This is a genomic window from Planifilum fimeticola (assembly GCF_003001905.1).
Lineage (GTDB): Bacteria > Bacillota > Bacilli > Thermoactinomycetales > DSM-44946 > Planifilum > Planifilum fimeticola.
This window is the reverse complement of the sequence record NZ_PVNE01000034.1, coordinates 1-21,572: the sequence shown is the minus strand read 5'-3', so window position 1 is coordinate 21,572 and position 21,572 is coordinate 1. Positions and strand designations below refer to the sequence as shown.

The window sequence follows — 21,572 nt, the reverse complement described above, 5'->3', positions numbered from 1 at the left end:
CTTTCCGTTGTGCCGGTCGAAAATACAGAGCACATGAACCGGGGAGGCGTTTTCCGTCATAGATTCTTTATTGCTTCGGGAATGGGGGTGTCGCCGGAGGTGAGGTCAAAGCCCCGGTGAAAGGTGCGCTCCTCATCCAGGACCGCCAGGATGGTGCGGGCCACATCCTCCCGGGGCACGCTTCCCCGGCTCAGGTTTTCGGCGGCGGAAATGCGCCCGGTTCCCGGTTCATTGAGAAGCCTTCCGGGTCGAAGGATCGTGTATGTCAGTCCGCTCTGTACCAGCATCCGGTCGGCGTAATGCTTCGCCACATAATAATGTTTGATCCTCTCGTTCCAGTTTTCCCTCCGGTGCGCCTGGAGAGCGCTGACCATCACGTACCGTTGGATCCCCACGCTTTTTGCGGCCTCTATGCTTTTGACGGCCCCGTCCAGATCCACCAGGAGTGTCTTGTCCGCCCCGGTGTGTCCTCCGGAACCCGCCGTAAACACGATGGCGTCACAGCCGTTGGCGGCCGCCGCGATCTCCTCCATCCGTCCCTCCAAATCCGCAACCACCGCCTCCACCCCGGATTGCCGGAAGCTTTCCGCCTGGGATTCCCGGCGCACCATGGCCCTCACGGTGTAGCGGTCGCTTTGTTGGAGCAGATGAACCAGCTTTTGTCCGATCTGGCCATGGGCTCCGATCACGAAAACCTTCATTGTGATGCTCCTTTCCGGATAAATTTCCCACCCCAATTTTATTATTTCAGAAGCGGGGAGCCGAAGCAAAAAAACCGCTCCCCACGAGAAATCGCCGCGGAAAAAAGGATTTCCGCCGATTTTGTCGGAAAAGATTAAACATACACGAAAAATTGCGGAGGGTGAAAGCGATGGATTCGGACGTCATCGTGGTGGGAGCCGGGCTGGCCGGATTGGTGGCCGCCGCAGAGATTGCCGATGCGGGGAAAAAGGTGCTCCTGCTGGATCAGGAACCGGAGGCGTCGCTGGGTGGACAAGCCTGGTGGTCCTTCGGCGGGCTGTTTTTGGTGGATTCTCCCGAACAGCGGCGGCTGGGGATCAAGGATTCCCGGGAGTTGGCCTGGCAGGACTGGATGGGCACCGCGGGCTTTGACCGGGAGAAGGACGAGGATTATTGGGCGATCAAATGGGCGGAGGCATATGTGGACTTTGCGGCGGGGGAAAAGCGCGCGTGGCTTGTGGAGCACGGGATCCGCTTTTTCCCGGTCGTCGCCTGGGCGGAGCGGGGAGGGTACCTCGCCGACGGCCACGGCAACTCCGTGCCCCGGTTTCACATCGTCTGGGGGACCGGTCCGGCCCTGGTCACCGCCTTTGAGCGGCGGGTCCGGGCCGCCATGGAAAAGGGCTTGGTCGATTACCGCCCGCGCCACCGGGTGGATGAACTGGTGACCCAGAGCGGCGCCGTCACCGGTGTGAAAGGATCCATCCTCGTTCCGAGCGACGCCAAGCGCGGGGAAGCGAGCTCCCGGGAAGTGGTCGGGGAGTTTGAATTCCATGCCCAGGCCGTCCTGGTCTCCAGCGGCGGCATCGGCGGCAACTTTGATCTCGTTCGCAAGCATTGGCCGTCCTGGCTGGGACAGCCGCCCAAAAACATGCTCTCCGGGGTGCCGGCCCATGTGGACGGCCGAATGTTGGCCATCGCCGAGCGGGCGGGGGGCCGCATCGTCAACCGGGACCGCATGTGGCATTACACGGAGGGCATCAAAAACTGGGACCCGATCTGGCCGGAACACGGCATCCGCATCCTGCCCGGCCCGTCCTCCATCTGGCTGGACGCCACGGGCAAGCGGCTTCCCGTCCCGTATCTGCCGGGCTTCGACACGCTGGGAACCCTGAAGGCCATCTTAAAGACGGGGTATGATTATTCCTGGTTCATCCTGACGAAGAAAATCGTCGAGAAGGAATTCGCCCTGTCCGGCTCCGAGCAAAATCCCGACCTGACGGAGAAAAACCTGAAGGAGGTGATCCGGCAGCGGGTGTTGCCGGGTCCGACGGATCCGGTCCAGGCGTTCTTGGATCACGGGGAAGACTTCGTCATCGCCGACACCCTGCCGGAATTGGTGGAAGGCATGAACCGGCTGACGGGGGAAGACCTGCTGGATCCGGAGGAAATCGAACGGCAGATCCGGGCGAGGGACCGGGAGATCGACAATTCCTTCACCAAGGATCTGCAGATCGCCGCCATCCGCGTCGCGCGGAATTATATCGGCGATCGGCTGACGCGGGTGGCCAAGCCGCACAAATTGCTCGATCCGAAAAACGGCCCCCTCATCGCGGTGCGCCTGCACATCCTCACCCGGAAAACCCTGGGTGGACTGCAGACGGACTTGTCCGGCCGGGTGCTGGACTCCTCGGGCAATCCGGTGCCGGGTTTGTATGCGGCCGGGGAGGTGGCGGGCTTTGGCGGCGGCGGCGTCCACGGCTACCGGGCCCTGGAGGGCACCTTCCTCGGCGGCTGCCTGTTTACGGGAAGGCAGGCGGGCCGGGCGTTGGCGAAGGCGTTGTCGTGAACATAGAAGAGAGTGGGTAAATAGGTATCTCTGGGAGGAATGAGGATTCAGCCGTGGAAGGCGTGGCACAGAACAACTGTGCCACGCTTTATTTATGATAATGAGGGAACGACCGATGATGGAGAGCGTCGTGAAGGTGTCCCGGGGAAGGGGATTGGTCGGGTTCTTTGTCGTTGCAAGGATTGCGGGTCCACCGCCCTTGACAGAAGTGGGACTTGTCGCTAAACTATATTGTATTACAAGATAGGTTCATCAGCGGCAAGGATCGGCATTTTCTTTGGTCATCTATATTGTTTTGCAAGGTAGGTAAGGAGATGTCTCTTCGCAGTCAGATTCTCAAGGGGATTTTGGAAGGGTGCATTCTGTCCGTCATCAGTCGCCGGCCGGTCTATGGGTATGAGCTGGCCGAGACCTTGAAGCGATACGGACTGGTTGTGAGTGAAGGATCTATCTACCCCGCCTTGATGCGGCTGTCGAAGGAGGGGCTGATCCAGGGAACGATGCGCAAGTCGCCCAGCGGACCCAATCGCAAATATTACACGTTGACGGAAAAGGGAACGGAAGTTCTGATCTCTTTCAAGCAGGATTGGCGGGATGTCATGCGGTCGGTTGAAAGACTTCTACAGGAGGGGCAGCACGATGAATGAGAAAGCTTTACGAAAAGAGATTGACGAGAAGATCCAAGGGTTGACAGAAGAGAACCGGAAAGTGTATGAGGACATGCTGGCCTATCTGCGCCTGTCTTATAATAAATCGGAGCGGGAGACGGAGGAGATTTTGTTGGAGCTGCTGAACCATCTGCTGGAGGCCCAGAAAGCAGGCAAATCGGCCGAAGAGATTTTTGGCCCTGATCCCAAACGGTTGGCGAAACAGATTGTGGGTGAACTCCCTGCCCTCATCCCCTCCAAGTGGTTGCGGATGATCGCCATGGGAGCGGCCTACTTTTTCGCCGTCGGTGCTTTGCTTTCTGGTGGGTTTGATCTGGTCATGTATCTGCTGGGTAAAGGGTCATGGATCCAAGAGGTTCATGTGGGCTCAGTAGTCGCTAAAAGCGTCGTCTCTCTGATGATTGGCTTCGGATTTGCTTTGCTGACCCTTCACTACATGCGCTGGTCTTGCTTTAGGGATGTTCGCAAAGCCGAGGAGATGCTCATAACAGGGCTGTTTGCGATCGTGCCCACGGGAGCATTTATGGCCGTTATCTATCTCATTCCCCCGATCGGTCCGGTCCTGACGGTTCCGCTGTATGTGTCCCTCATTATAGGGGCGGGGCTGTTCATGTTGGGTTATAAGCTGCAAAAGGCGTTGTAAAGAGGGAGAGGGCAATTTGTTGTCCTGCCCGGAGGAAGACTTGTCCTCCGGGCCTTTGATAACGGTGTCCAAGAAAAGCCGTTCGAAAGAGGAAATCGTGGATGGGAATCGAGTGGGCGACCTTGGCGGCTGTAGGGATTCCCTTTTGCATCCGAACCGGATGAGCCGCTGAATGGGCAACTCTCGGCCCCTGGCTGCATTGCGGGGGCCGATTTATTTTTTGCTCACCGGGGGCTTTTCGACCGGCCGCCAATACTGGTTGATCCCTTCGTCGCGGACGATGTACCCGATTTTCGCCAGTTCCTCGCGCAATTCGGCGATGTCTTTCTTGTTTTTTTCTTTCAGCGCCCTTTCCCGCGCCTTCAACAGCGCGTTGGCGGAAGGAGGCAACTCGGGCAGATCCGGCACCCAGCGCCGGTACCGGTCCTTGAAGGGATCTCCGTCCGCCGACCACGGGTAGGCGTGGGTTTGAAACGCCTCCGCCAGGTCTTCGGGATGCTCCACGCCGGGCATCCGGACCAGCTCGTGACCGGACGTGCCGAGGATGACGAGCTCTTTGCCGTCCAAAAACACGGAGGCGACGTCCCGCCGCGGGAAGGTCCGGCGGTTGTTCCCCTGTTCCAGAATCACCTCATGGTTGGAGATGGCGGCCTTCAGGCTCTCCCAGACGGCGATGAACGCGAGGACGAAACCCGCCAACAGGCCGAGAGAGGCCAATATCCATTTTAAGTGCGGACCGTCCAGCGAATGGATGAGTCGAGCCGTGTCCTCGAAGGGAAACCAGGGCAGCCGGAGTGCCCAGTCCGCGATACGCGGCAGCATATAGCCGACGGCAAGGCCGGCGGCGCCGAAGCCGGCGTACATTCCGATTTTGGCTCCCGGGGAATATCCCGTGACGGTAACCCCGTGGCGGTTTGCTATCTCCATGATAACCCACCTTCCGTCTGTTTTTTCTTTTTTCTATATACCAGCCGCCGCAACATCGCTTCGGCCGGTCCCTGCGTTCCGGAGCGGCGCATCATCTCCGCGGCCGCGACCGAAGCCATCCAAGTCAGCCAAGCGACGACGTCGCTTCCGATCTGTCCGACGCGATTCCCGAGGCCGCCGATGTCCGGTGAAAACGCGATGCAGAACACGACGGACTGCAGGATATAAAAGGACATGGACCGCTGTCCGACGGCGGCGATGGCCCGCGTCACCGGATGCGGTTTTCCCTCGACCAGGGCCGCCGTCCAGCCGATCAGCGCTGCCCATCCGAGCCCGCCAGCGTACCCGGTTACGGTGTGCAAGGAACTGACCAGCGTCTTCGCGACGGCCGAAGGATCGGACCAGAACCCGGAGGAGATCAGCGCCAGGGGGATGGCGCCGGCTGTGGAGACCGCAAGGCCGATGGCTGCCGTTCGGGCGAGGAGCCGGCGGTGCTTTCCGGGATGGTCCAGGATGCCGGCGCGGGCCGCCCACATCCCGATCAACATGGCCGGAACGACTTGATGGACCATCAGCGGAGTGAGGATCACCCACAGGAAAATCCGCGTGAACAAGGATTCCCACACGCCCGGTTTCACCGTCTCGGCACTCGGGGACAAGTCGTATTCGGCGCGGACAAACACGGAACCGAGCAGGGTCACGACCGCCAGCGAAGCGATCACGCCCCACTTGACGGTGCGGTCCGACCAGCGGAGCGTGCCGATGAGTAGGACGGTCGCGAAGCCGTAGATGCCGATGGTGAAATCAAACAGGGTGACGGCGTGCAAAAACCCGATGACCAGTAACCACCATCCCCGTCTTTTCAGCAGCCTCCGGATGGCACTCCAATCCTCCCCCCTTTGCTTGCACCGCCGCATGATCTGGACCAAACCGTATCCGAACAGCAGAAAGAATACGGGAAACGCCCGGCCGTCGATGAAGATTTGCCGGAAAAACACGACGATGCGATCCCCGTCCGTGATGACGCGCCCCGGCGGCTCCAGGTACTGATGGGCGTGAGCCAGCGCGACCAGCAGCAGCATCAAGCCGCGCGCGAGATCGGGAGCAAGTTTCCGGGCGCGGCCCGGATGAGGATGGTCAGCCATGGGAATCTTTCCTTACCGCTCTGTTGACGATGCGGATCAGCTCGTCGCTGTAGGTGTCCAGATCCAGCCTGCGCGCCATCGAGTTGTCCAGCATGTATTCGCTGATCGCCCCCTGGATGAAATGGGCCATCGCGTCCGGATGAAAATCCCCAAACACGCCCTGTTGCTGTCCTTCGCGTAAAATGCTCCGGAGGAGCTGCAATGCGGGGTCTTCATCCTCATCGTCCATCCGGTAATAGGGGACGTTGTCGGGGGTCCTGGCGTGGAAGATGATCTCGATGAGGGCGATGCTGCGGTCGGGGTAGTCGCGCAAATATTCGAGGCTGGCCCGGATAAACGCGTTCAGCTTTTGCTCGGGGGTCTGTTTCCGATTGACCCGCTCCGTGACGTATCGGGATGTGGACTCCAGCAGATTGATCAGCAGATGATTCATCAAGTCCAGCTTGTCCGCGAAATGATAGGAGATCAGTGCGGTGCTGATCCCCGCCCGTTTGGCGATTTGCGCGAGGCTCGCCCTGGCGAAGCCGATCTCGTCCAATGTCCGGATGGCGGCCTGCATGATTTGCTCGCGCCTCGCTTCGGAGATGAACGTCCGTTTTTTGCTGTCGATGATGCATCCCTCCTCGAGGGTGTTCGCCGAACCGACACCCAGGCAATCCGACTGAAGCCGGGACGAAATCCCTTTGAGACGGCGCGACCTTCACAACTGTTACTTGTCACGGATTTGATCAATCAAACAAAAATTTGATCACTTAGTCAAATCTTACGCCAAGGGGGCCGGGCTGTCAAGGTAACAAACATTCATCTCTTCCATCGTGTCAAATTCCGGAGATCCCCCGGGAAAGAATGAAACAAGATGAGTGTACTTGTTTCCGGAGTGCCGAAGGTTGTGCTTGAAATCGGTACATTCCTTCGGGCTTTCTTTTGACGCTATCTTCTTGAGCATGTCGCGATCACAGTTGATGTGTATTTCCGCCTCATTCCACTCAATGGTAAGAAACTTCCTTGACTAAAAAGTAATGAAAAATTATAATCAAATGATGTCGATACCTTTAATCGGAAAACCATCAGAGAGGAGAAGAGCGGCAATGTATGATATTGCAATCGTTGGAGCCGGGCCCGCCGGAGCGAGCGCCGCACTGTTTGCCGCAAAGGCCGGCAAGAAGACGGTGGTTTTCGACAACGATAAGAGCATTACCAAGAAGGCTTGGATTGAGAACCATTACGGCGTGATGGAGATCACCGGTCCCGACCTGGTGGAGACGGGGAAAAAACAGGCGTCCAAATTCGGTGCCGAGATCATTGAGGATTCGGTGGTCAACATCGAGAAGAAGGGCGAAGGTTTCGCGATCGAAACCGCGGAAAAGGGAACCTTCGAGGCGAAACACGTGATTCTGGCGACCGGCTTGGCCACGGATCTGGCCAACAAAATCGGCGTGGAGATCAAGGAAGGAACCGAGCCGCGGATTCCCAAGGTGCTCAAGGTGGATGCCGAGGGCAAAACCAACATCGAGGGCATCTGGGCTGCCGGAACCTGCGCCGGAGTGAGCGTTCACACCATCATCACGGCTGGAGACGGAGCCAAAGTGGCGATTAACGTGATCAGCGAGTTGAACGGCGAGCGGTACGTGGACCACGACATTCTGAAATGATTGTTGAAGCGCACCGTCGGCCTCAAGAGGGAGGTCGGCGTTTTTTATTTGGAGGGGGGATGAAATCGTCTTCCGCATCGCGGATTTGTCTTCAATACATCCGCTTTTGATCACCCGCTCGGCTCTTTGCCGGGGTGAGGTCGGTTTTCCCCCGCCCGGAGACGGAAGGTGAGCGGTGTTCGGGACCTGCTCCGGGAAATTTTTCTTGCACAGAGAAGCGGGAAATGATACATTCAAATTGAATACAAAAAACCGTATTTTGTAGAAGTTCAGGAAGTGAACCATGACATTATCCGATCGAATGTACACCAAAAACGGGTTGGCCGCGAGGGAAATCGCCCGTCACCTCTTGTCCGTCAAGCCGGGGGAGCGCATTCCGCGGATCAGCGATTTTGCCGATGAATTGTCCCTGGGAAGGGGGACGGTTCAGGGGGCGCTGCGGCTGTTGGAGGAGATGGGCGCGATTCAGCTGGAGTCCAAGGGCCACCTGGGAACGTTTTTGAGCCGCAAGGACGATCAGGCCCTGTGGGAAATCGCCGGGATGTCCCACGTGGTCGGGGTTATGCCCCTTCCTTATTCGCGAAAGTATGAGGGGCTGGCGACCGGTCTGGTGGAAGCCTTCCGGGAGATCAACGTCCCCTTTAATCTGGCCTTCATGCGCGGTTCGACCCACCGCATCGATGCGCTGCAATCGGGCCGGTACGATTTTGCGGTGGTTTCCGGTTTGGCGGTGGAGATGCACAGACAGCAGCGTCCGGGATTGCACATCGTGAAGCGCCTGGGGCCAGGGTCCTACGTATCCGGTCACGAAATCTTCTTTGCCGATCCCGCCGAAACCGCCATCCGCGACGGGATGCGCGTCGGCATCGATTACACCTCGGCGGACCAATATCTGCTGACATCCTATGAGTGCCGCGGTTTGGATGTGGAACTGGTCGAAGTGAACTACATGCAGCTGCTCGACATGCTGAGGGAAGGAAAGATCGACGCCGCCGTCTGGAACAAGGACGAACTGCGGTACGCCGATCGATTCGGCCGCGGGCCGTTTCGGTCGGAAAGGGCCCGGGAACTGTCCGAAAAGGTGAGCGAGGCGGTGTTGGTCGTCGATCAGGAGAAGGGAAAGATTGTGGAACAGCGGTTGGCAGATCTTTCGGTGGACCGGATTCGATCCGTACAGGAAGATGTGGAAAAGGGGCGCCGTTTCGCCAGCTATTGACCGGAGACGGGTGAAGGAAGCGTGCTCTCTTTGGTCTGATGAGAATGGGTCAAGGGAGAAGTTCTCTCTTCCCGTTATAATACAATATCCTGTATATTGGAGTGTTTAAGGTGAATAGTTTAAAAGAACGATTCAGGATTTTGATCGAGGGAGGGGTGGTGGCTCCCGAAGCGGCGGATATCGCGCAAAGGGCGGTGGAGCGGCTGACGGCAACACACGGCCGTTTTCCGGAGGACCGGGTGAACATGTTTTCCACACACCTTGCGTCCGCTTTGACGCGCCTTGAGCGCTGCGAGGAAATCGAACCGCCCCCGAAGGAATTGTTTGCGGAAGTGGAAGCGTCTCCATGGCTTCAGGAAGCGGTCGGAGAAGTCGAATGGATTGAGCGTCAGTGGGGAAAGGCCTTGCCCGATGCGGAAAAAAGGTTTCTGACCATTCACTATGTTTCCCTTTTACAGGAAATGGAGGGTGAAGAAACATGAAGATTGTAATCGGCGGTCAGGTGGACAAGAAAGAGGTGGAGGAACTGGTCCGAAAGCACGGGCCGGAGGGTGTGGAGACGGTGATCCGGTCGGATCTGGAGGCGGCGATGGCGGTGAAAACGGGCAAGGCCGATTATTACATCGGGGCTTGTCACACCGGCGGAGGAGGGGCGCTGGCCATGGCGATCGCCGTCATCGGCCGGGACAAGTGCGAAACGGTCTCGATGCCGGGGCGCAAACCCGACGAGGAGAAGATTCGCGAAGCGGTCCGGGCGGGAAAGAAAGCCTTCGGCTTCACCGCCGATCACAAGGAACTGGCCGTCCCGATGATCATGAAGGCGATCCAGGAGCTGACCTGATCGGGCACAACCTCTGAATCGGCGCTGCTCCCCTCGGAAGCAGGAGCTCTGCGGTTCATGACGGCGGGTGGTTGGTTGCCCAAAATTCCCGGGAGAAGGTGAGTGATTCCATGGATATGATCATCGTTGCTCTGGTGGGGGCCATGGCGGCCGTGTTGGCAAACCGGGGGATCGCCGTTTTCAACGACGGATTGCGGCCGATTGTGCCGGAACACATCGAAGGGCGCCTCAGCCGGCGGGAGCTGGCGCTGACGGCCTTTGCGATGGGCTTCGGCCTGGTGGTCGGATTCGGCATTCCCTTCACCTTGACGGCCAGCATCATTCTGATCCACAGCATCCTGCTGGGGACGGACATCATCGGACTGGCGACGCCGAACAACCGGTGGGGGACCCCGGTGGCCGCCCTCCTCGGCGGCGCATACGGCGCGGCGTTGCTGATGGGACTGGAGGGGTTTGTCAAACTGTTCGAGTACCTCCCGGTCAATGTCTTGGATCCGATGGGGGAAGTCGGGGCTCCGGTGGTCGTTATGTTCATGGTGTTTCCCGCACTGGCGGTGGCCTTCCAATTTGGCGTTGCCAAAGGGGTCTGGACCTTTTTGGCCGCCGTTTTGGTGCGGCAGCTGGCGGTCTGGCTGAATGAAAGCGGCCTGCTGAGCTTTCAGGGGACGGCCGTGACCCTGAACCAGGAAGGGATCGCGCTGATCGTCGGCATGATCTTTTTGTTCGTCTTCGCCATGCGGCAGAAACCCGGCGAGGAGGGCGAAGGGGTGGATCTGGCCGCCGTGTTCAGCGATCGGGTCAGCCGGATCCGGAAACATGTGGTCTATTTCATGGTGATGGGCGGATTGATCGCCATGGCGACCAATCTGTTGATCATCGCCGGCGATCCGATCTCTCTGAACCTGCTCGCCAAGGGGCAGCAAACGGATGCGGCGATCGCGGCCCTGGCCCGGGCCATCGGGTTTATCCCGCTGGTGGCCAGTACGGCCATTGCCACCGGGGTGTACGGACCGGTAGGTTTTACGCTGGTGTTCGTCGTGGGACTGTTGGCGCCCAATGTCTGGGTGGCGGGCATCGGCGGGGCGATCGTGATCATGATCGAAGTGTTGCTGTTGAGCTCCATCGCTCGCCTGCTGGATAAGTACCCGGGTGTGAGGGAGTCCGGCGAGAACATCCGCACCGCGATGACCCGCATCCTGGAGGTGGCTCTGTTGATCGGCGGTGCCAACGCCGCCAACGCGATGGCTCCCGGTTTCGGGTTTTTCTTCATCGCGGGCCTTTATCTGCTGAACGAGGCGGCGGGGCGGCCGATTGTCCGCATGGCCGTCGGGCCGGTCGGCGCCATCGCCGTCGGGATTCTTGCCAACCTGCTGGTCCTCGCGGGATTGATGACGCCGCCGCAATGAGCAAGAAAAGTCATCGGAAAAAATATCTCATCGTGGAAGGGATCGGATATGACGAAAAAAATCCGCACGGTTACCGGGGACATTTCCCCGGAATCTTTTGGTCCGACCATGATTCACGAACACCTGATTCTGGACCTCTCCCGAATCCGGCGGGATGACGACCCCGTCCTGTCGGATTCGGAAGAAATGAACCGGGAGTTGGAGAGGCTGAAGGCGGCGGGCTGCGGGGGAGTCGTCGAGGTGACGAATCGCGGCATGGGACGGGATGTGGAAGCCCTGCGGCGGCTGTCCGAACGGCACCGCCTGCCGATCGTGGCGGCCACCGGCTATTACAAGCAGTCGTATTATCCCGAGGAAGTGCGGGAGCTAAGCGAAGTGGAAATCGAAGAGCTGTTCGTGCGGGAACTGACGGAGGGAATCGGGGATACCGGCGTGAGGGCCGGAATCATCGCCGAAATCGGCAGCAGCCTGCACGAGATGACCGACGAGGAGGCGAAGGTGTTCCGGGCTGCCGCCCGGGCCCAGAAGCGGACGGGGGCTCCCCTCAGCACCCATTGCGAGCTGGGGACGCTGGGGCCGGAGCAGGTGAGGCTGTTTGACGGGTTGGGGGTGGACCTTGCCAAGGTATCCATCGGCCATCAGGATTTAAACGGAAACCGCGACGAGTATGAATCCATGTTGAGGGCGGGGGTATACATCCAGTTCGACACCATCGGCAAAAACCATTACCGCCCCGAGTCGGAGCGGCTGTCCGATCTGTTGTACCTGCTGGACAGGGGTTACGTCGGGCAGCTGATGCTGTCCTGCGACATCACAAAGAAATCCTACCTGAAGGTCAACGGCGGTTTCGGCTATGAATACCTGTTTACCCGGTTCATCCCGAAATTGATGGAAAACGGCGTGTCCAAACGGGAAATCGAGGCGATGATGGTGGAGAATCCGCGTCGTTTCCTGTCCTTTTAGGAGGTTTGGCGATGGGCGATCCGGTATTGACGACGATGAGCATCGAAGAGGCGAAGCAGAAACAATTTGAGTTGACCTCCTTGATTGCCGAGGAATTTACGGGACGGGAGTTTTTTCAGCAGGGGGATGTCGGCGTGGTTCCCGGACCGGGCCGTCCGCAACATACGGAAAAGGTGGAGCGGGTGTTGGCCCGATTTTTCCGCGCGGAAGCCTGCGCCCTCGTCCGCGGCGCCGGGACCGGGGCGATCCGCTCCGCGCTGAGCGTTCTCCTCGAACCGGGGGACTTTTTCTTCGCTCACGCGGGTCCGATGTACAAGACCACGCAGGAGACGGTGCGGCTCATGGGGCTCAATCCGGTGCCCGTCGATTACAACGACCCGGACCGGCTGCGGGATGCTCTGAGGAAGCAGAGGGAGTGCCGTCTCTTTTATGTCCAGCATTCCCGTCAGCAGCCGACGGATGATTACGATCTCGGCGATGTGATCCGGCGGGTGCGCGCCGAGCGGCCCGATCTTCCCATCGTGGTGGACGACAATTACACCGCCCTGAAGGTGCCTCGAATCGGCGTCGAACTGGGGGCCTGCTATTCCTGTTTCTCCGGGTTTAAGCTGCTCGGTCCCCCCGGGATCGGGATCGTCGTCGGAAAAGGGGAAGGGATCCGGAGGATCCACGAGCGGAATTATTCCGGCGGCGGACAGGTACAGGGGTTCGAAGCGATGGAGCTGCTTCGCTCCCTCGTGCTGGCACCGGTTGCCTTCGCGGTGCAAAACGAACAGACGGAGCGGCTGTGCGAACTGCTCAACGCCGGAGCCGTTCCGGAAGTGAAACGGGCGTACATCACCAATGCCCAATCCAAAAATGTGATCGCGGAGTTGAGGCGACCGATTGCCCCCGCTCTGATCCGGGCCTGTGAGCGGCACGGCGCGGCGATCTATCCGGTCGGGGCGGAATCCCGCTATGAGATCCTTCCCATGGTGTACCGGGTGTCCGGAAGTTTCCTGGAAAGCCGTCCGGAGCTGGCGGAAAGGGCTGTCCGCATCAACCCGATGCGATCGGGGGCCGATCTGGTCGTCGAAATCCTGAAAAAGGCGCTCATTGACCTTGAAGACAGAGGCGAGGCGTAAATGTTTTTATCGGTTACCTTAAAGCGCAATCCGGCACTGGTTGAAGCGGCGGTGGATCTGCATAGAAGCGGCGCCATTCCCCCGAACACCTATGTGTTGGACCTGGATGCGATCGCCCGCAACGCCCGCCTCCTGGCCCAGGCGGCGGACCGGGCCGGCATCCGGCTCTATATGATGACGAAACAGATCGGCCGGAATCCCGAGGCAGCCCGATTGATCGCCGCCAACGGAATACCGCGGGCGGTGGCCGTCGACCCCTGGGAAGCCCGACTGCTGGGCCGGTCGGGCGTTGCCCTGGGAAATGTGGGACACCTGGTGCAGATCCCCTCCGGGATGATTGAGGAGATTCTTTCCTATGGGCCGGAAGTGATCACCGTCTATTCCGTGGAAAAGGCGGCGCAAATTTCCCGGGCGGCCAGCAGGATGGGTCGAACGCAAAAGTTGCTGCTCCGGGTGGTCGGCCCCGATGACGTGTTGTACGAGGGGCAGCGGGGCGGGTTCCGGGAGAGCGGATTGATCGAGGCGGCCAAGGAAATTCTTCGCATGCCCGGCGTCCGCATTGCGGGGGTTACGGGCTTTCCCTGTTTGCTGTACGACCATGACCGGGGCGACGTCCAACCCCTGGCCAACGCACGTACGGTCCTCCGCTGCGCCGAGCGGCTGTCGCAAGAGCTGAGCCTTTCCCTGGAGCAGATCAACATGCCCAGCGCCACCTGTGTCTCCACCATCCCGATGCTGAAGGAGTTGGGGGCCACCCACGGCGAGCCGGGTCATGCGCTGACCGGGACGACTCCCCTGCATCAGCGGGGGGATCAGCCCGAATTGCCGGCCATGGTGTATGTCAGCGAAGTGTCCCACCTGGACGGGGATCAAGCCTACGTGTACGGGGGCGGGTTTTACCGGCGCTCCCGGGCGAGGGAGGCGATCGTCGGAAAGTCGTTTCCCGGGATGATGGAACGCCGGGTCCGTGTGCGGGAGACGCCGCCGCAGTACATCGATTACTACGGGGCGATTGAAAGGGGCAACCACCGGATCGAAGTCGGGGACACGGCGGTTTTCGCTTTTCGCACCCAGATCTTCGTTACGCGCAGCCAGGTGGCGCTGGTCGAGGGAATCCAGCGGGGGCGGCCGTCGCTGAAGGCAATCTACGACAGCTTGGGAAAACCGTTGGCGGAGGAGGCGGAGGCATGAGCAGACGGCGAGCGATCCTCCTGATTTTGGACAGCCTCGGGGTCGGGGCGATGGACGATATCGTTCCTTCGCGCATGCAGGATCGGGGGGCCAACACCTTTTATCACATCCTGGATCGGGCGAAGGAGATCCGGATTCCGCAGCTGGAATGGCTGGGGATCAACCGCATTTTGCGCCATCCCCGGCTGCAACCGGCTACCGGCGCCCCCAGGGCGGGATTCGGAACCCTGCGGCTTCAGCACGACGGAGCCGACAGTTATGCGGGGCACCAGGAAATCATGGGCACCGCTCCCCGAAAGCCCCGGAGGGAGCCCTTCGTGAAAAATATGGAGACGGTTCGCGAGGCCCTTGCCCTGGGGGGATATCGCGTGGAAATCCCCGATCCCGCGCTGCCCTATCTCCTGGTCGATGATCTCGTGGTAATCGCCGACAACATTGAAACCGACTACGGCCAGATTTACAACGTGACGGCTCCCCTGGACCGCATTCCCTTCGACGAGGTCCTGAAAATCGGTGAGGTTGTCCGCTCGGCGGTGAAGGTGAGCCGCGTTATCGCCCTGGGCGGGAAGGGGGTTTCACCCGAGCGGATCCGGGAGAGCGTCGAGCGGCGCTCCGACGGGCTCGTCGGGGTGAATTCGCCGAAGTCGGGCGTGTATGGGTGCGGGTATCAGGTGCGCCATATGGGGTACGGCGTCGACCCGAAGACCCAGGTCAGCAGCATTCTCGTCGAGTCGGGGAGAGAGGTCATCTTGATCGGAAAAATGCAGGATGTGATCACCTGCGATGGGGCCCGTCGGATTCCGGCGGTGGAAACGGAACGGGTGATGAGCTCCGTCATCGAGGTCATGGATTCGGTGAAAGAGGGGCTGATCGCGGCCACGGTGCAGGAGACGGATCTGGCCGGACACGCCCAGGACGTGGACCGGTATGCGCAGAAAATCATGGAGGTGGACCGGGCCCTGTCCGTCATCCTCGAGCGAATGTCGGAGGAGGACCTGCTGATGATCAGCGCCGATCACGGCAATGATCCGACCATCGGCCACAGCGGGCACACCCGGGAGAAAACGTTCCTGCTCGCCTACGGCAAGTCCCTGCGGGGCGGAGATGTTGGGGAGCGGGACACCTTGTCCGACATCGCGGCCACCGTTGCCCAGTTCTTTTCCGTTCCGCCGCCGGAGAACGGAAACAGTTTTTATTCGCTGATCCGGTGATGGCATGGGAGGGGCCGGAAGACGTTGATTTCCGGTCCCTCTTGTCTCCTTTTTCCTTTGATTTGGTCTGCAAGTATTCTATAATATACGAAAATGATCGCCTTCGGAGAAGATGAGCCGAGGCTTCTTTTTTCAACTGATTATATGTAAATTTGTAGAATTTTTTATCAGAAAAATACTGAAAAATTTCGACGGATTCGACGGACGGTCTCGTCGGGGATGGGATGAAATGAACTCAGTTTGGGATATATGTTGAAATTTTTCGTGTATAGAGAGGGTGAAAGCATGAAAAAGCGGTTCAACTGGAGCTTGTTGTTGGGAGCGGCCTTTTTGATGGCCACGTCGTCGATCGGTCCGGGCTTTTTGACCCAGACCACCGTATTTACCGCGCAGTTCGCTGCGAGTTTTGGATTTGTCATCTTGGCATCCATTCTCTTGGACATCGGGGCCCAGCTGAACATCTGGCGCATCATCGCCGTATCCGAAAACAGGGCCCAGGATATCGCCAACAAGGTGTTGCCGGGGCTCGGCTACCTCCTGGCGTTTCTGGTGGTGTTGGGCGGGTTGGCCTTCAACATCGGAAATATCGGAGGAGCCGGTCTCGGCTTTAATGTGCTGTTCGGCGTCGATCCCAAGATCGGGGCGGTCGTCAGCGCGCTGGTCGCCGTCGGCATCTTCCTGTCGAAGGAAGCCGGAAAGGCGATGGACCGTTTTGCGCTGGCGTTGGGCTTTGTGATGATCGGCCTCACCCTGTACGTCATGTTCACCTCGGCCCCGCCGGTGGGAGAAGCGGTGGTCCGCTCCTTTGTCCCCGAGGTTACGGCCGAGAACCAGGCGGGCTTTTTCATGGCGATTGTGACCTTGGTCGGGGGAACGGTCGGCGGGTACATCACCTTTGCGGGCGGCCACCGCCTGTTGGATGCCGGGGTGAAGGGAACGAAGGCCCTGCCCGAGGTGAACCGGAGCTCCGTCTCGGGGATTTTGATCACGGCCCTGATGCGTTACATCCTGTTCCTGGCCGCCCTGGGCGTGGTGGCGGCAGGATTGTCGCTGGATGAGGCCAATCCGCCGGCTTCCGTCTTTCAGCTGGCGGCGGGCCAGATCGGGTACAAACTGTTCGGCATCGTGATGTGGTCAGCGGCGGTGACGTCAGTGGTGGGAGCGGCCTACACCTCCGTCTCCTTTATTCGGACCTTCAGCAAGACCCTGGACAGGCATCACAAAAGGCTGATCATCGCCTTCATCGTTCTGTCGACCCTGGTTTTCGTCACCATTGGCCGCCCCGTGAAAACCCTGATTTTGGTCGGCGCCCTGAACGGGCTGATACTTCCAATCGCTCTCGGGATTATGCTGATCGCCGCCCACCGGAAATCGATCGTCGGCGACTACAAACATCCGGTGTGGTTGACGGTCTTTGGCGTCCTGGTCGTCGTCGTCATGTCCTATTTGGGTGGAGTCACCCTCTTCACGGAACTGCCCAAATTGTTCAGCTGATTCCATTCGGATCGGGGAGGCGAGAAGATGGATGTCGCCGCGATGCATCCCGCCGAGCTGCGGGCCGTCTTTCGACGCAATGAATGGGTTCGACCCACTTCCGGCTTGGCGAGGGGGTTTGTACAGGCCAACCTGGTCGTGCTGAAAAAGGATCTGGCCTTCGACTTTCTGCTATTTTGCGTGCGGAATCCGAAACCCTGTCCGGTGCTCGACGTGACGGAACCCGGTTCCCCCGTCCCCCGGCTGGTGGCGCCGTCGGCCGACCTGCGGACGGATCTTCCCAAGTACCGCATCTATCGGCATGGGGAGCTGGTGGAGGAAACGACCGATATCCGGCGCCATTGGGCGGAGGATCTGGTCGCTTTTCTCCTCGGGTGCAGCTTTACCTTTGAGCAGGCTTTGCTCGCCAACGGCATCCCGGTACGTCACATCGAGGAGAATTGCAATGTGCCGATGTACAGAACGAGCATTCCGTGCGTCCCGGCGGGGAGGTTCAAAGGGCCGATGGTGGTCAGCATGCGACCCATTCCGGAGAAGGATGTGGTCCGGGCTGTCCAGGTGACCTCCCGTTTTCCGGCGGTCCACGGGGCGCCGGTGCAGATCGGAAACCCGGAAGCGATCGGAATCCGCGACTTGAATCAACCCGACTTCGGGGACCCGGTCCCCGTTCGGGAGGGGGAGGTTCCCGTGTTCTGGGCCTGTGGCGTCACTCCCCAGGCGGTGGCGATGGAAGTGAAACCCGATTTTATGATCACCCATGCTCCGGGACACATGTTTATCACCGATCTGCGGGACGAGCGGTTCGGGGTGTTGTAGCGATCATCGCCGTCGGAAGGGACGCCCGCGAACGTCCTGTAGGAGCGCAGCATGCCTTCAACGGAAAAACCTGCCGAGATGGGAAGCTAACCTTCGATTTTCCGGGAAGAAGAGCCGCGGGATTTTTCCGCGGCTTTTTGATTCTTGCAGATCGCGGCGGAATTTCGGAAGGAGAGGGGAGAAGGGCGGAGAAGTCTCTTAAAATATCATGCTGTTTCCGAAAGGGGATCAAGGAAATGAAGGTCGTATTGGAAACCGACCGATTGATTCTGCGCCATTTCGTCATGGGTGATTTGGATGACCTGTACCGGATCTACACCCAGCCCGGGACGATGCGATACATCGGCAGCGGCCGGGTGCCCGGTTATGCGGAAGTGAAAGATTGGTTGCACCGCCATGTTTACGAAGTGATTCCCTCCCGGGGACACGGCCTCTACGCCACCGTCCACAGGGAGAGCGGCCGCCTGATCGGGCGGTGCGGGCTCGTCACCCAGGAAGTGGACGGTGTGGAAGAGTTGGAAGTGGGCTATCTGATCGACCGGAATTACCGGGGACAGGGGCTGGCCACGGAAGCGGCAAGGGCCCTGCGGGATTTCGCTTTTCGCACGAAGCCCGTCGACCGGGTCATCTCCCTGATCCAATCTCCCAACCTGCCCTCCCGCCGTGTGGCGGAGAAAAACGGCATGCATCTGTGGAAAACCACGGAGTTCCGCGGCGTATCCGATGTCTGCGTATACCGGATCTCCCGCAAAGAGTGGGAAAAGCTCGGGGGGTGAGAGAGAACCGCTACTTGGCAGAAAAGGGAGGAAATGAGAGGCCAAACGTTGAAATTATTGGTAGTGACATAATTTTTTGAAACGGGGGATCAGAAATGGTAGGTTTTCGGCACCGTTCCGGGTTGACGTTTCTCATGATTCTATCCCTCCTTTTTCTGACTGTGGTTCCGGTTCAGGCGAAATCCGAAGCATCCGGGGCAATCGCAGGATTTTCCGACGACAAAATACAGTGGCAGCGGGAGTTTGAACAGCGATTTTCAAAAGGTGTAAAGGAAGAGCGGATCGCCTCCGATTCCCGGGCCATGAGCCTGCGTCCGACACTGGTGGGAAGTGAGGGGAACCGCGCTTCCCTGAAATATGCCGTCAGGCAGTTGAAAGAAGCGGGACTTAATCCGAAGATCGTGTCCTATGATGTCTATCTGTCAAACCCCGAAAAGATTTCCATCGCCCAAACGGCTCCCGAAAAGAGGAAACTGAAAGTGATTGAGGATCTGCCGCCGGGGACGCCCTTTGCGAAGGAAGTGGTTCCCGGATATAACGCCTATTCTCCTGCCGGTGAGGTGGAGGCGGAACTCGTTTACGCCAATTACGGGCGGCCCGAAGATTTTGCAGAGCTGAAGAAACGGGGCGTTTCCGTCAAGGGGAAAATCGTGCTTGTACGTTACGGACAAAATTTCCGCGGTGTCAAGACGGATCAAGCAGCAAAGCACGGAGCCAAGGGAGTGATCATTTATTCCGATCCGGCTGACGATGGATTTACGAGGGGAAAGGTATATCCGGACGGGCCCTGGAGGCCGGCGGACGCCATTCAACGCGGCAGCATTCTCTACATCTACCGTTATCCCGGCGATCCCTTGACCCCGGGAAATCCCTCTCTTCCGGGAGAAAAGCGCATTTCCCCCGACAAAGCCGATTCATTGCCGACAATCCCTACCACTCCGATTTCTTACGGGCAAGCGCGCTTTCTGCTGGAAAACATGGAAGGGCCGAAAGCGCCGGAATCCTGGCAGGGCGGTTTTTCCTTTCCGTATCGCCTCGGACCGGGGCCGACCAAAGTGAAGATATCTCTGGACATCAAATATGCGAACAAGAGGGTCAATGATATCGTTGTGCGCATCCCTGGCAGCAAATATCCGGAGGAAACGGTGGTGATCGGAGCCCATCGGGACGGATGGGTTTACGGTGCCCGGGATAATAACTCCGGTTGGTCCTCTGTCATGGAGATCGCCCGGGTTCTCGGGAGTCTGTACCAAAAGGGATGGCGTCCGGAACGCTCGATTGTGCTCGCGGGATGGGACGGGGAAGAATACGGGCTCATCGGATCGACGGAATGGGTGGAAGAGAACCGAAGAGATCTGACAAGAAATGCGGTCGCGTATCTCAACATGGATGGCGTGGCCGGCCAGTACTTCGGAGCGTCGGCGGTTCCTTCCATGAAGGATTTGATTTACTCGGTGACCCGGGAGGTGACGGAGCCTCGGACCGGGACATCCATATATGATGATTGGAAGGAGCGATCTGGCGGCAAGCTGCCGACAATCGGGCAGTTGGGAAGCGGGTCCGATTACACCGCCTTTCTCCAGCATGCAGGCGTTCCCTCGGCGGATACCGGCTTCAGCTCGGGGGAGGGCTTGTATCACAGCGCTTACGACAACTCGGAGACCGTTGAACGGTTCATTGATCCCGGTTATGCCCATCATGCGGCCAGTGCACGTGTCAGCGGAATCATGGCTCTCCGGTTGGCCAATGCCGACGTGCTTCCGTTCAGGTATTCCGATTATGCCGAAGAAGTGGTTCAGCTGTTGAAAGAATTGGAGGAACAGGGGACTCTGGGAGTCGATCTGTCTACTCTGATCGGACAAGCCGAGCGGTGGAAAAATGCGGCCGTCCTTTTGGAAGAACAAGCTTTTGGGATGCTCTCCGACGGTGTGACTCCGAAAGAACGCCGGCAATTGCAAAAAATCAATTCGGCCCTTCTTAAGCAGGAGCGCGACCTGACCCGGCCGGAAGGGCTTCCCGGGCGTAATTGGTACAAGCATCAGATTTGGGCGCCGGGACTGACCACGGGGTACGCGGCACAACCCCTGCCCGCCCTGGCGGAGGCGATTGAGAACGGAGATCGGAAGGCCCTGCTCAGAGCCGTCCATCAGCTTCAAAAATCGCTGTTGAAAGCTACCCGAACGGCCAAAAGGGCAGTGGAGCAGTGAATGTAAAAGCGGCAGGCCGATGAACCGGCTTGCCGCTCGTTTTCGTTTTAAGATCACCTCGCCGGCGTGAAGGAAGGGGAAGGTCACCGCCGGAGAGGGCGAGTTGATATTTTCGTCCTTCGGACCTCTAATCAAATTTCCCCCATATGCCCTTATCCTCTTCCATGGCCAACTCTTCGGCCCTCTGGTAGGTTTGCAGCTTGTCCCTCATCTTCTTCCCGTCGATTTCCCAATCGCTTGGATAGACCTTCAGGTATCCCTCCCTTAACAGTAATAGAGCGATATCTTCGTCATTTACATAAACGAATCCCGTTCCACGGTCTCTAGAAGCTATTTCAAAATTCGGTTTACACACCAAATAATGAATGCGATCAGGCAAAAAGCTCTATATATATGCAAATATCGGTCATACCGAACTACCAACCGACGGTAATTGGTCATCCACCCGAAGCAGCGTTCAATGATCCAACGCCGGCGGTATCCCTCTCCCACACGGATGGGGCGGCCACGACGGGGTTTGCGGCTTTTTCGATGAATGGTGGCAATGGTGGGCTTGATCCCCCGTCGGCGCAACCAGATTCGGAAAGAACGGCTGTCATAAGCTTTGTCAGCCACCAATTCCTTGGGCCGCGTTCGGGGACGTCCCCGCCTTTGCGGTACCCGAACCGTTTTCAGGGTGGCTTCCGCCAACCGGATTTCATGATGTTGGGCGCTGTCCAGATACAGACCGATCGGCACCCCGTTTCCATCCGATACCATCAT

General features: G+C 58.9%; 22 protein-coding genes. 16 read left to right on the top strand and 6 right to left on the bottom strand.

Translation table 11 applies throughout. The features are described 5' to 3' along the window. Positions 1-56: 56 nt before the first annotated feature. Positions 57-701: an SDR family oxidoreductase gene (locus CLV97_RS16070; RefSeq protein ID WP_106346550.1), complete on the bottom strand. Its 645-nt coding sequence runs from the start codon at positions 699-701 to the stop codon at positions 57-59. A 170-nt stretch (positions 702-871) separates the two neighbouring features. On the opposite strand from CLV97_RS16070, the gene CLV97_RS16065 reads away from it, so the two are divergent. The 3 genes from CLV97_RS16065 to CLV97_RS16055 all read left to right on the top strand — a co-directional run bounded on the left by CLV97_RS16065 (position 872) and on the right by CLV97_RS16055 (position 3,841). After that, positions 872-2,530 carry an FAD-binding dehydrogenase gene (locus CLV97_RS16065; protein ID WP_106346549.1) on the top strand — a complete coding sequence of 553 codons (1,659 nt, stop codon included), beginning with the start codon at positions 872-874 and terminating at the stop codon, positions 2,528-2,530. A 314-nt stretch (positions 2,531-2,844) separates the two neighbouring features. After that, positions 2,845-3,177: a PadR family transcriptional regulator gene (locus CLV97_RS16060; RefSeq protein WP_106346548.1), complete on the top strand. Its 333-nt coding sequence runs from the start codon at positions 2,845-2,847 to the stop codon at positions 3,175-3,177. Further along, complete coding sequence (locus tag CLV97_RS16055) at positions 3,170-3,841, top strand: DUF1129 family protein (protein WP_170070579.1); 672 nt, start codon at positions 3,170-3,172, stop codon at positions 3,839-3,841. Before CLV97_RS16060 ends, CLV97_RS16055 begins: the two co-directional genes overlap by 8 nt. A 213-nt stretch (positions 3,842-4,054) precedes the next feature. Here the strand turns inward: CLV97_RS16055 and CLV97_RS16050 are convergent, their stop codons facing one another. The 3 genes from CLV97_RS16050 to CLV97_RS16040 are packed head-to-tail and all read right to left on the bottom strand — an operon-like array spanning position 4,055 to position 6,472. Beyond that, positions 4,055-4,768, bottom strand: coding sequence for a YqeB family protein (locus CLV97_RS16050; RefSeq protein WP_106346546.1), 714 nt, complete (start codon positions 4,766-4,768; stop codon positions 4,055-4,057). After that, positions 4,759-5,913 (bottom strand): DUF418 domain-containing protein, encoded by a 1,155-nt coding sequence (locus tag CLV97_RS16045; RefSeq protein ID WP_106346545.1) that lies wholly within the window; start codon positions 5,911-5,913, stop codon positions 4,759-4,761. Before CLV97_RS16045 ends, CLV97_RS16050 begins: the two co-directional genes overlap by 10 nt. Continuing rightward, the gene (locus CLV97_RS16040; protein ID WP_106346544.1) at positions 5,906-6,472 is read right to left on the bottom strand and encodes a TetR/AcrR family transcriptional regulator; all 567 of its coding nucleotides are present in this window, start codon (positions 6,470-6,472) and stop codon (positions 5,906-5,908) included. Before CLV97_RS16040 ends, CLV97_RS16045 begins: the two co-directional genes overlap by 8 nt. 529 nt (positions 6,473-7,001) lie before the next feature. Here CLV97_RS16040 and CLV97_RS16030 point away from each other — a divergent pair. From CLV97_RS16030 to CLV97_RS15970, 13 genes are all read left to right on the top strand, one after another. Next, positions 7,002-7,565, top strand: a complete 564-nt coding sequence (locus CLV97_RS16030) for an FAD-dependent oxidoreductase (RefSeq protein WP_106346542.1) — start codon at positions 7,002-7,004, stop codon at positions 7,563-7,565. A 283-nt stretch (positions 7,566-7,848) separates the two neighbouring features. Then, a complete protein-coding gene (gene yhfZ, locus CLV97_RS16025; RefSeq protein WP_106346541.1) occupies positions 7,849-8,781 on the top strand; it encodes a GntR family transcriptional regulator YhfZ in 933 nt (310 codons plus the stop codon). A gap of 110 nt (positions 8,782-8,891) precedes the next feature. Further along, positions 8,892-9,263 (top strand): PRD domain-containing protein, encoded by a 372-nt coding sequence (locus tag CLV97_RS16020; RefSeq protein WP_146130530.1) that lies wholly within the window; start codon positions 8,892-8,894, stop codon positions 9,261-9,263. Beyond that, positions 9,260-9,622, top strand: a complete 363-nt coding sequence (locus CLV97_RS16015) for a DUF2620 domain-containing protein (protein WP_106346539.1) — start codon at positions 9,260-9,262, stop codon at positions 9,620-9,622. The genes CLV97_RS16020 and CLV97_RS16015 overlap by 4 nt, the downstream gene beginning before the upstream one ends. Positions 9,623-9,732: 110 nt before the next feature. After that, positions 9,733-11,028 carry a YhfT family protein gene (locus CLV97_RS16010; protein ID WP_106346538.1) on the top strand — a complete coding sequence of 432 codons (1,296 nt, stop codon included), beginning with the start codon at positions 9,733-9,735 and terminating at the stop codon, positions 11,026-11,028. A 48-nt stretch (positions 11,029-11,076) separates the two neighbouring features. Further along, positions 11,077-11,991 (top strand): phosphotriesterase family protein, encoded by a 915-nt coding sequence (locus CLV97_RS16005; protein ID WP_106346537.1) that lies wholly within the window; start codon positions 11,077-11,079, stop codon positions 11,989-11,991. Between the two features lie 11 nt (positions 11,992-12,002). Then, positions 12,003-13,115, top strand: coding sequence for an aminotransferase class I/II-fold pyridoxal phosphate-dependent enzyme (locus tag CLV97_RS16000; RefSeq protein WP_106346536.1), 1,113 nt, complete (start codon positions 12,003-12,005; stop codon positions 13,113-13,115). Next, complete coding sequence (locus CLV97_RS15995; RefSeq protein WP_106346535.1) at positions 13,116-14,306, top strand: YhfX family PLP-dependent enzyme; 1,191 nt, start codon at positions 13,116-13,118, stop codon at positions 14,304-14,306. Then, complete coding sequence (locus CLV97_RS15990) at positions 14,303-15,517, top strand: phosphopentomutase (RefSeq protein WP_106346534.1); 1,215 nt, start codon at positions 14,303-14,305, stop codon at positions 15,515-15,517. The genes CLV97_RS15995 and CLV97_RS15990 overlap by 4 nt, the downstream gene beginning before the upstream one ends. A gap of 285 nt (positions 15,518-15,802) precedes the next feature. Continuing rightward, a complete protein-coding gene (locus CLV97_RS15985; RefSeq protein ID WP_106346533.1) occupies positions 15,803-17,011 on the top strand; it encodes an NRAMP family divalent metal transporter in 1,209 nt (402 codons plus the stop codon). A gap of 27 nt (positions 17,012-17,038) precedes the next feature. After that, positions 17,039-17,827 (top strand): putative hydro-lyase, encoded by a 789-nt coding sequence (locus CLV97_RS15980; RefSeq protein WP_106346532.1) that lies wholly within the window; start codon positions 17,039-17,041, stop codon positions 17,825-17,827. Between the two features lie 236 nt (positions 17,828-18,063). Beyond that, positions 18,064-18,603 carry a GNAT family N-acetyltransferase gene (locus CLV97_RS15975; protein ID WP_106346531.1) on the top strand — a complete coding sequence of 180 codons (540 nt, stop codon included), beginning with the start codon at positions 18,064-18,066 and terminating at the stop codon, positions 18,601-18,603. A gap of 95 nt (positions 18,604-18,698) precedes the next feature. After that, positions 18,699-20,810 carry a M28 family metallopeptidase gene (locus CLV97_RS15970; RefSeq protein ID WP_211295775.1) on the top strand — a complete coding sequence of 704 codons (2,112 nt, stop codon included), beginning with the start codon at positions 18,699-18,701 and terminating at the stop codon, positions 20,808-20,810. A 127-nt stretch (positions 20,811-20,937) separates the two neighbouring features. Here CLV97_RS15970 and CLV97_RS19000 read toward each other — a convergent pair whose 3' ends face one another. Both CLV97_RS19000 and CLV97_RS15960 read right to left on the bottom strand, forming a co-directional pair. Further along, a complete protein-coding gene (locus CLV97_RS19000; RefSeq protein ID WP_170070578.1) occupies positions 20,938-21,165 on the bottom strand; it encodes a thermonuclease family protein in 228 nt (75 codons plus the stop codon). Further along, the coding region (locus tag CLV97_RS15960; RefSeq protein ID WP_106346529.1) for an IS5 family transposase at positions 21,141-21,572 on the bottom strand (432 nt) is incomplete at its 5' end. The genes CLV97_RS15960 and CLV97_RS19000, both read right to left, overlap by 25 nt.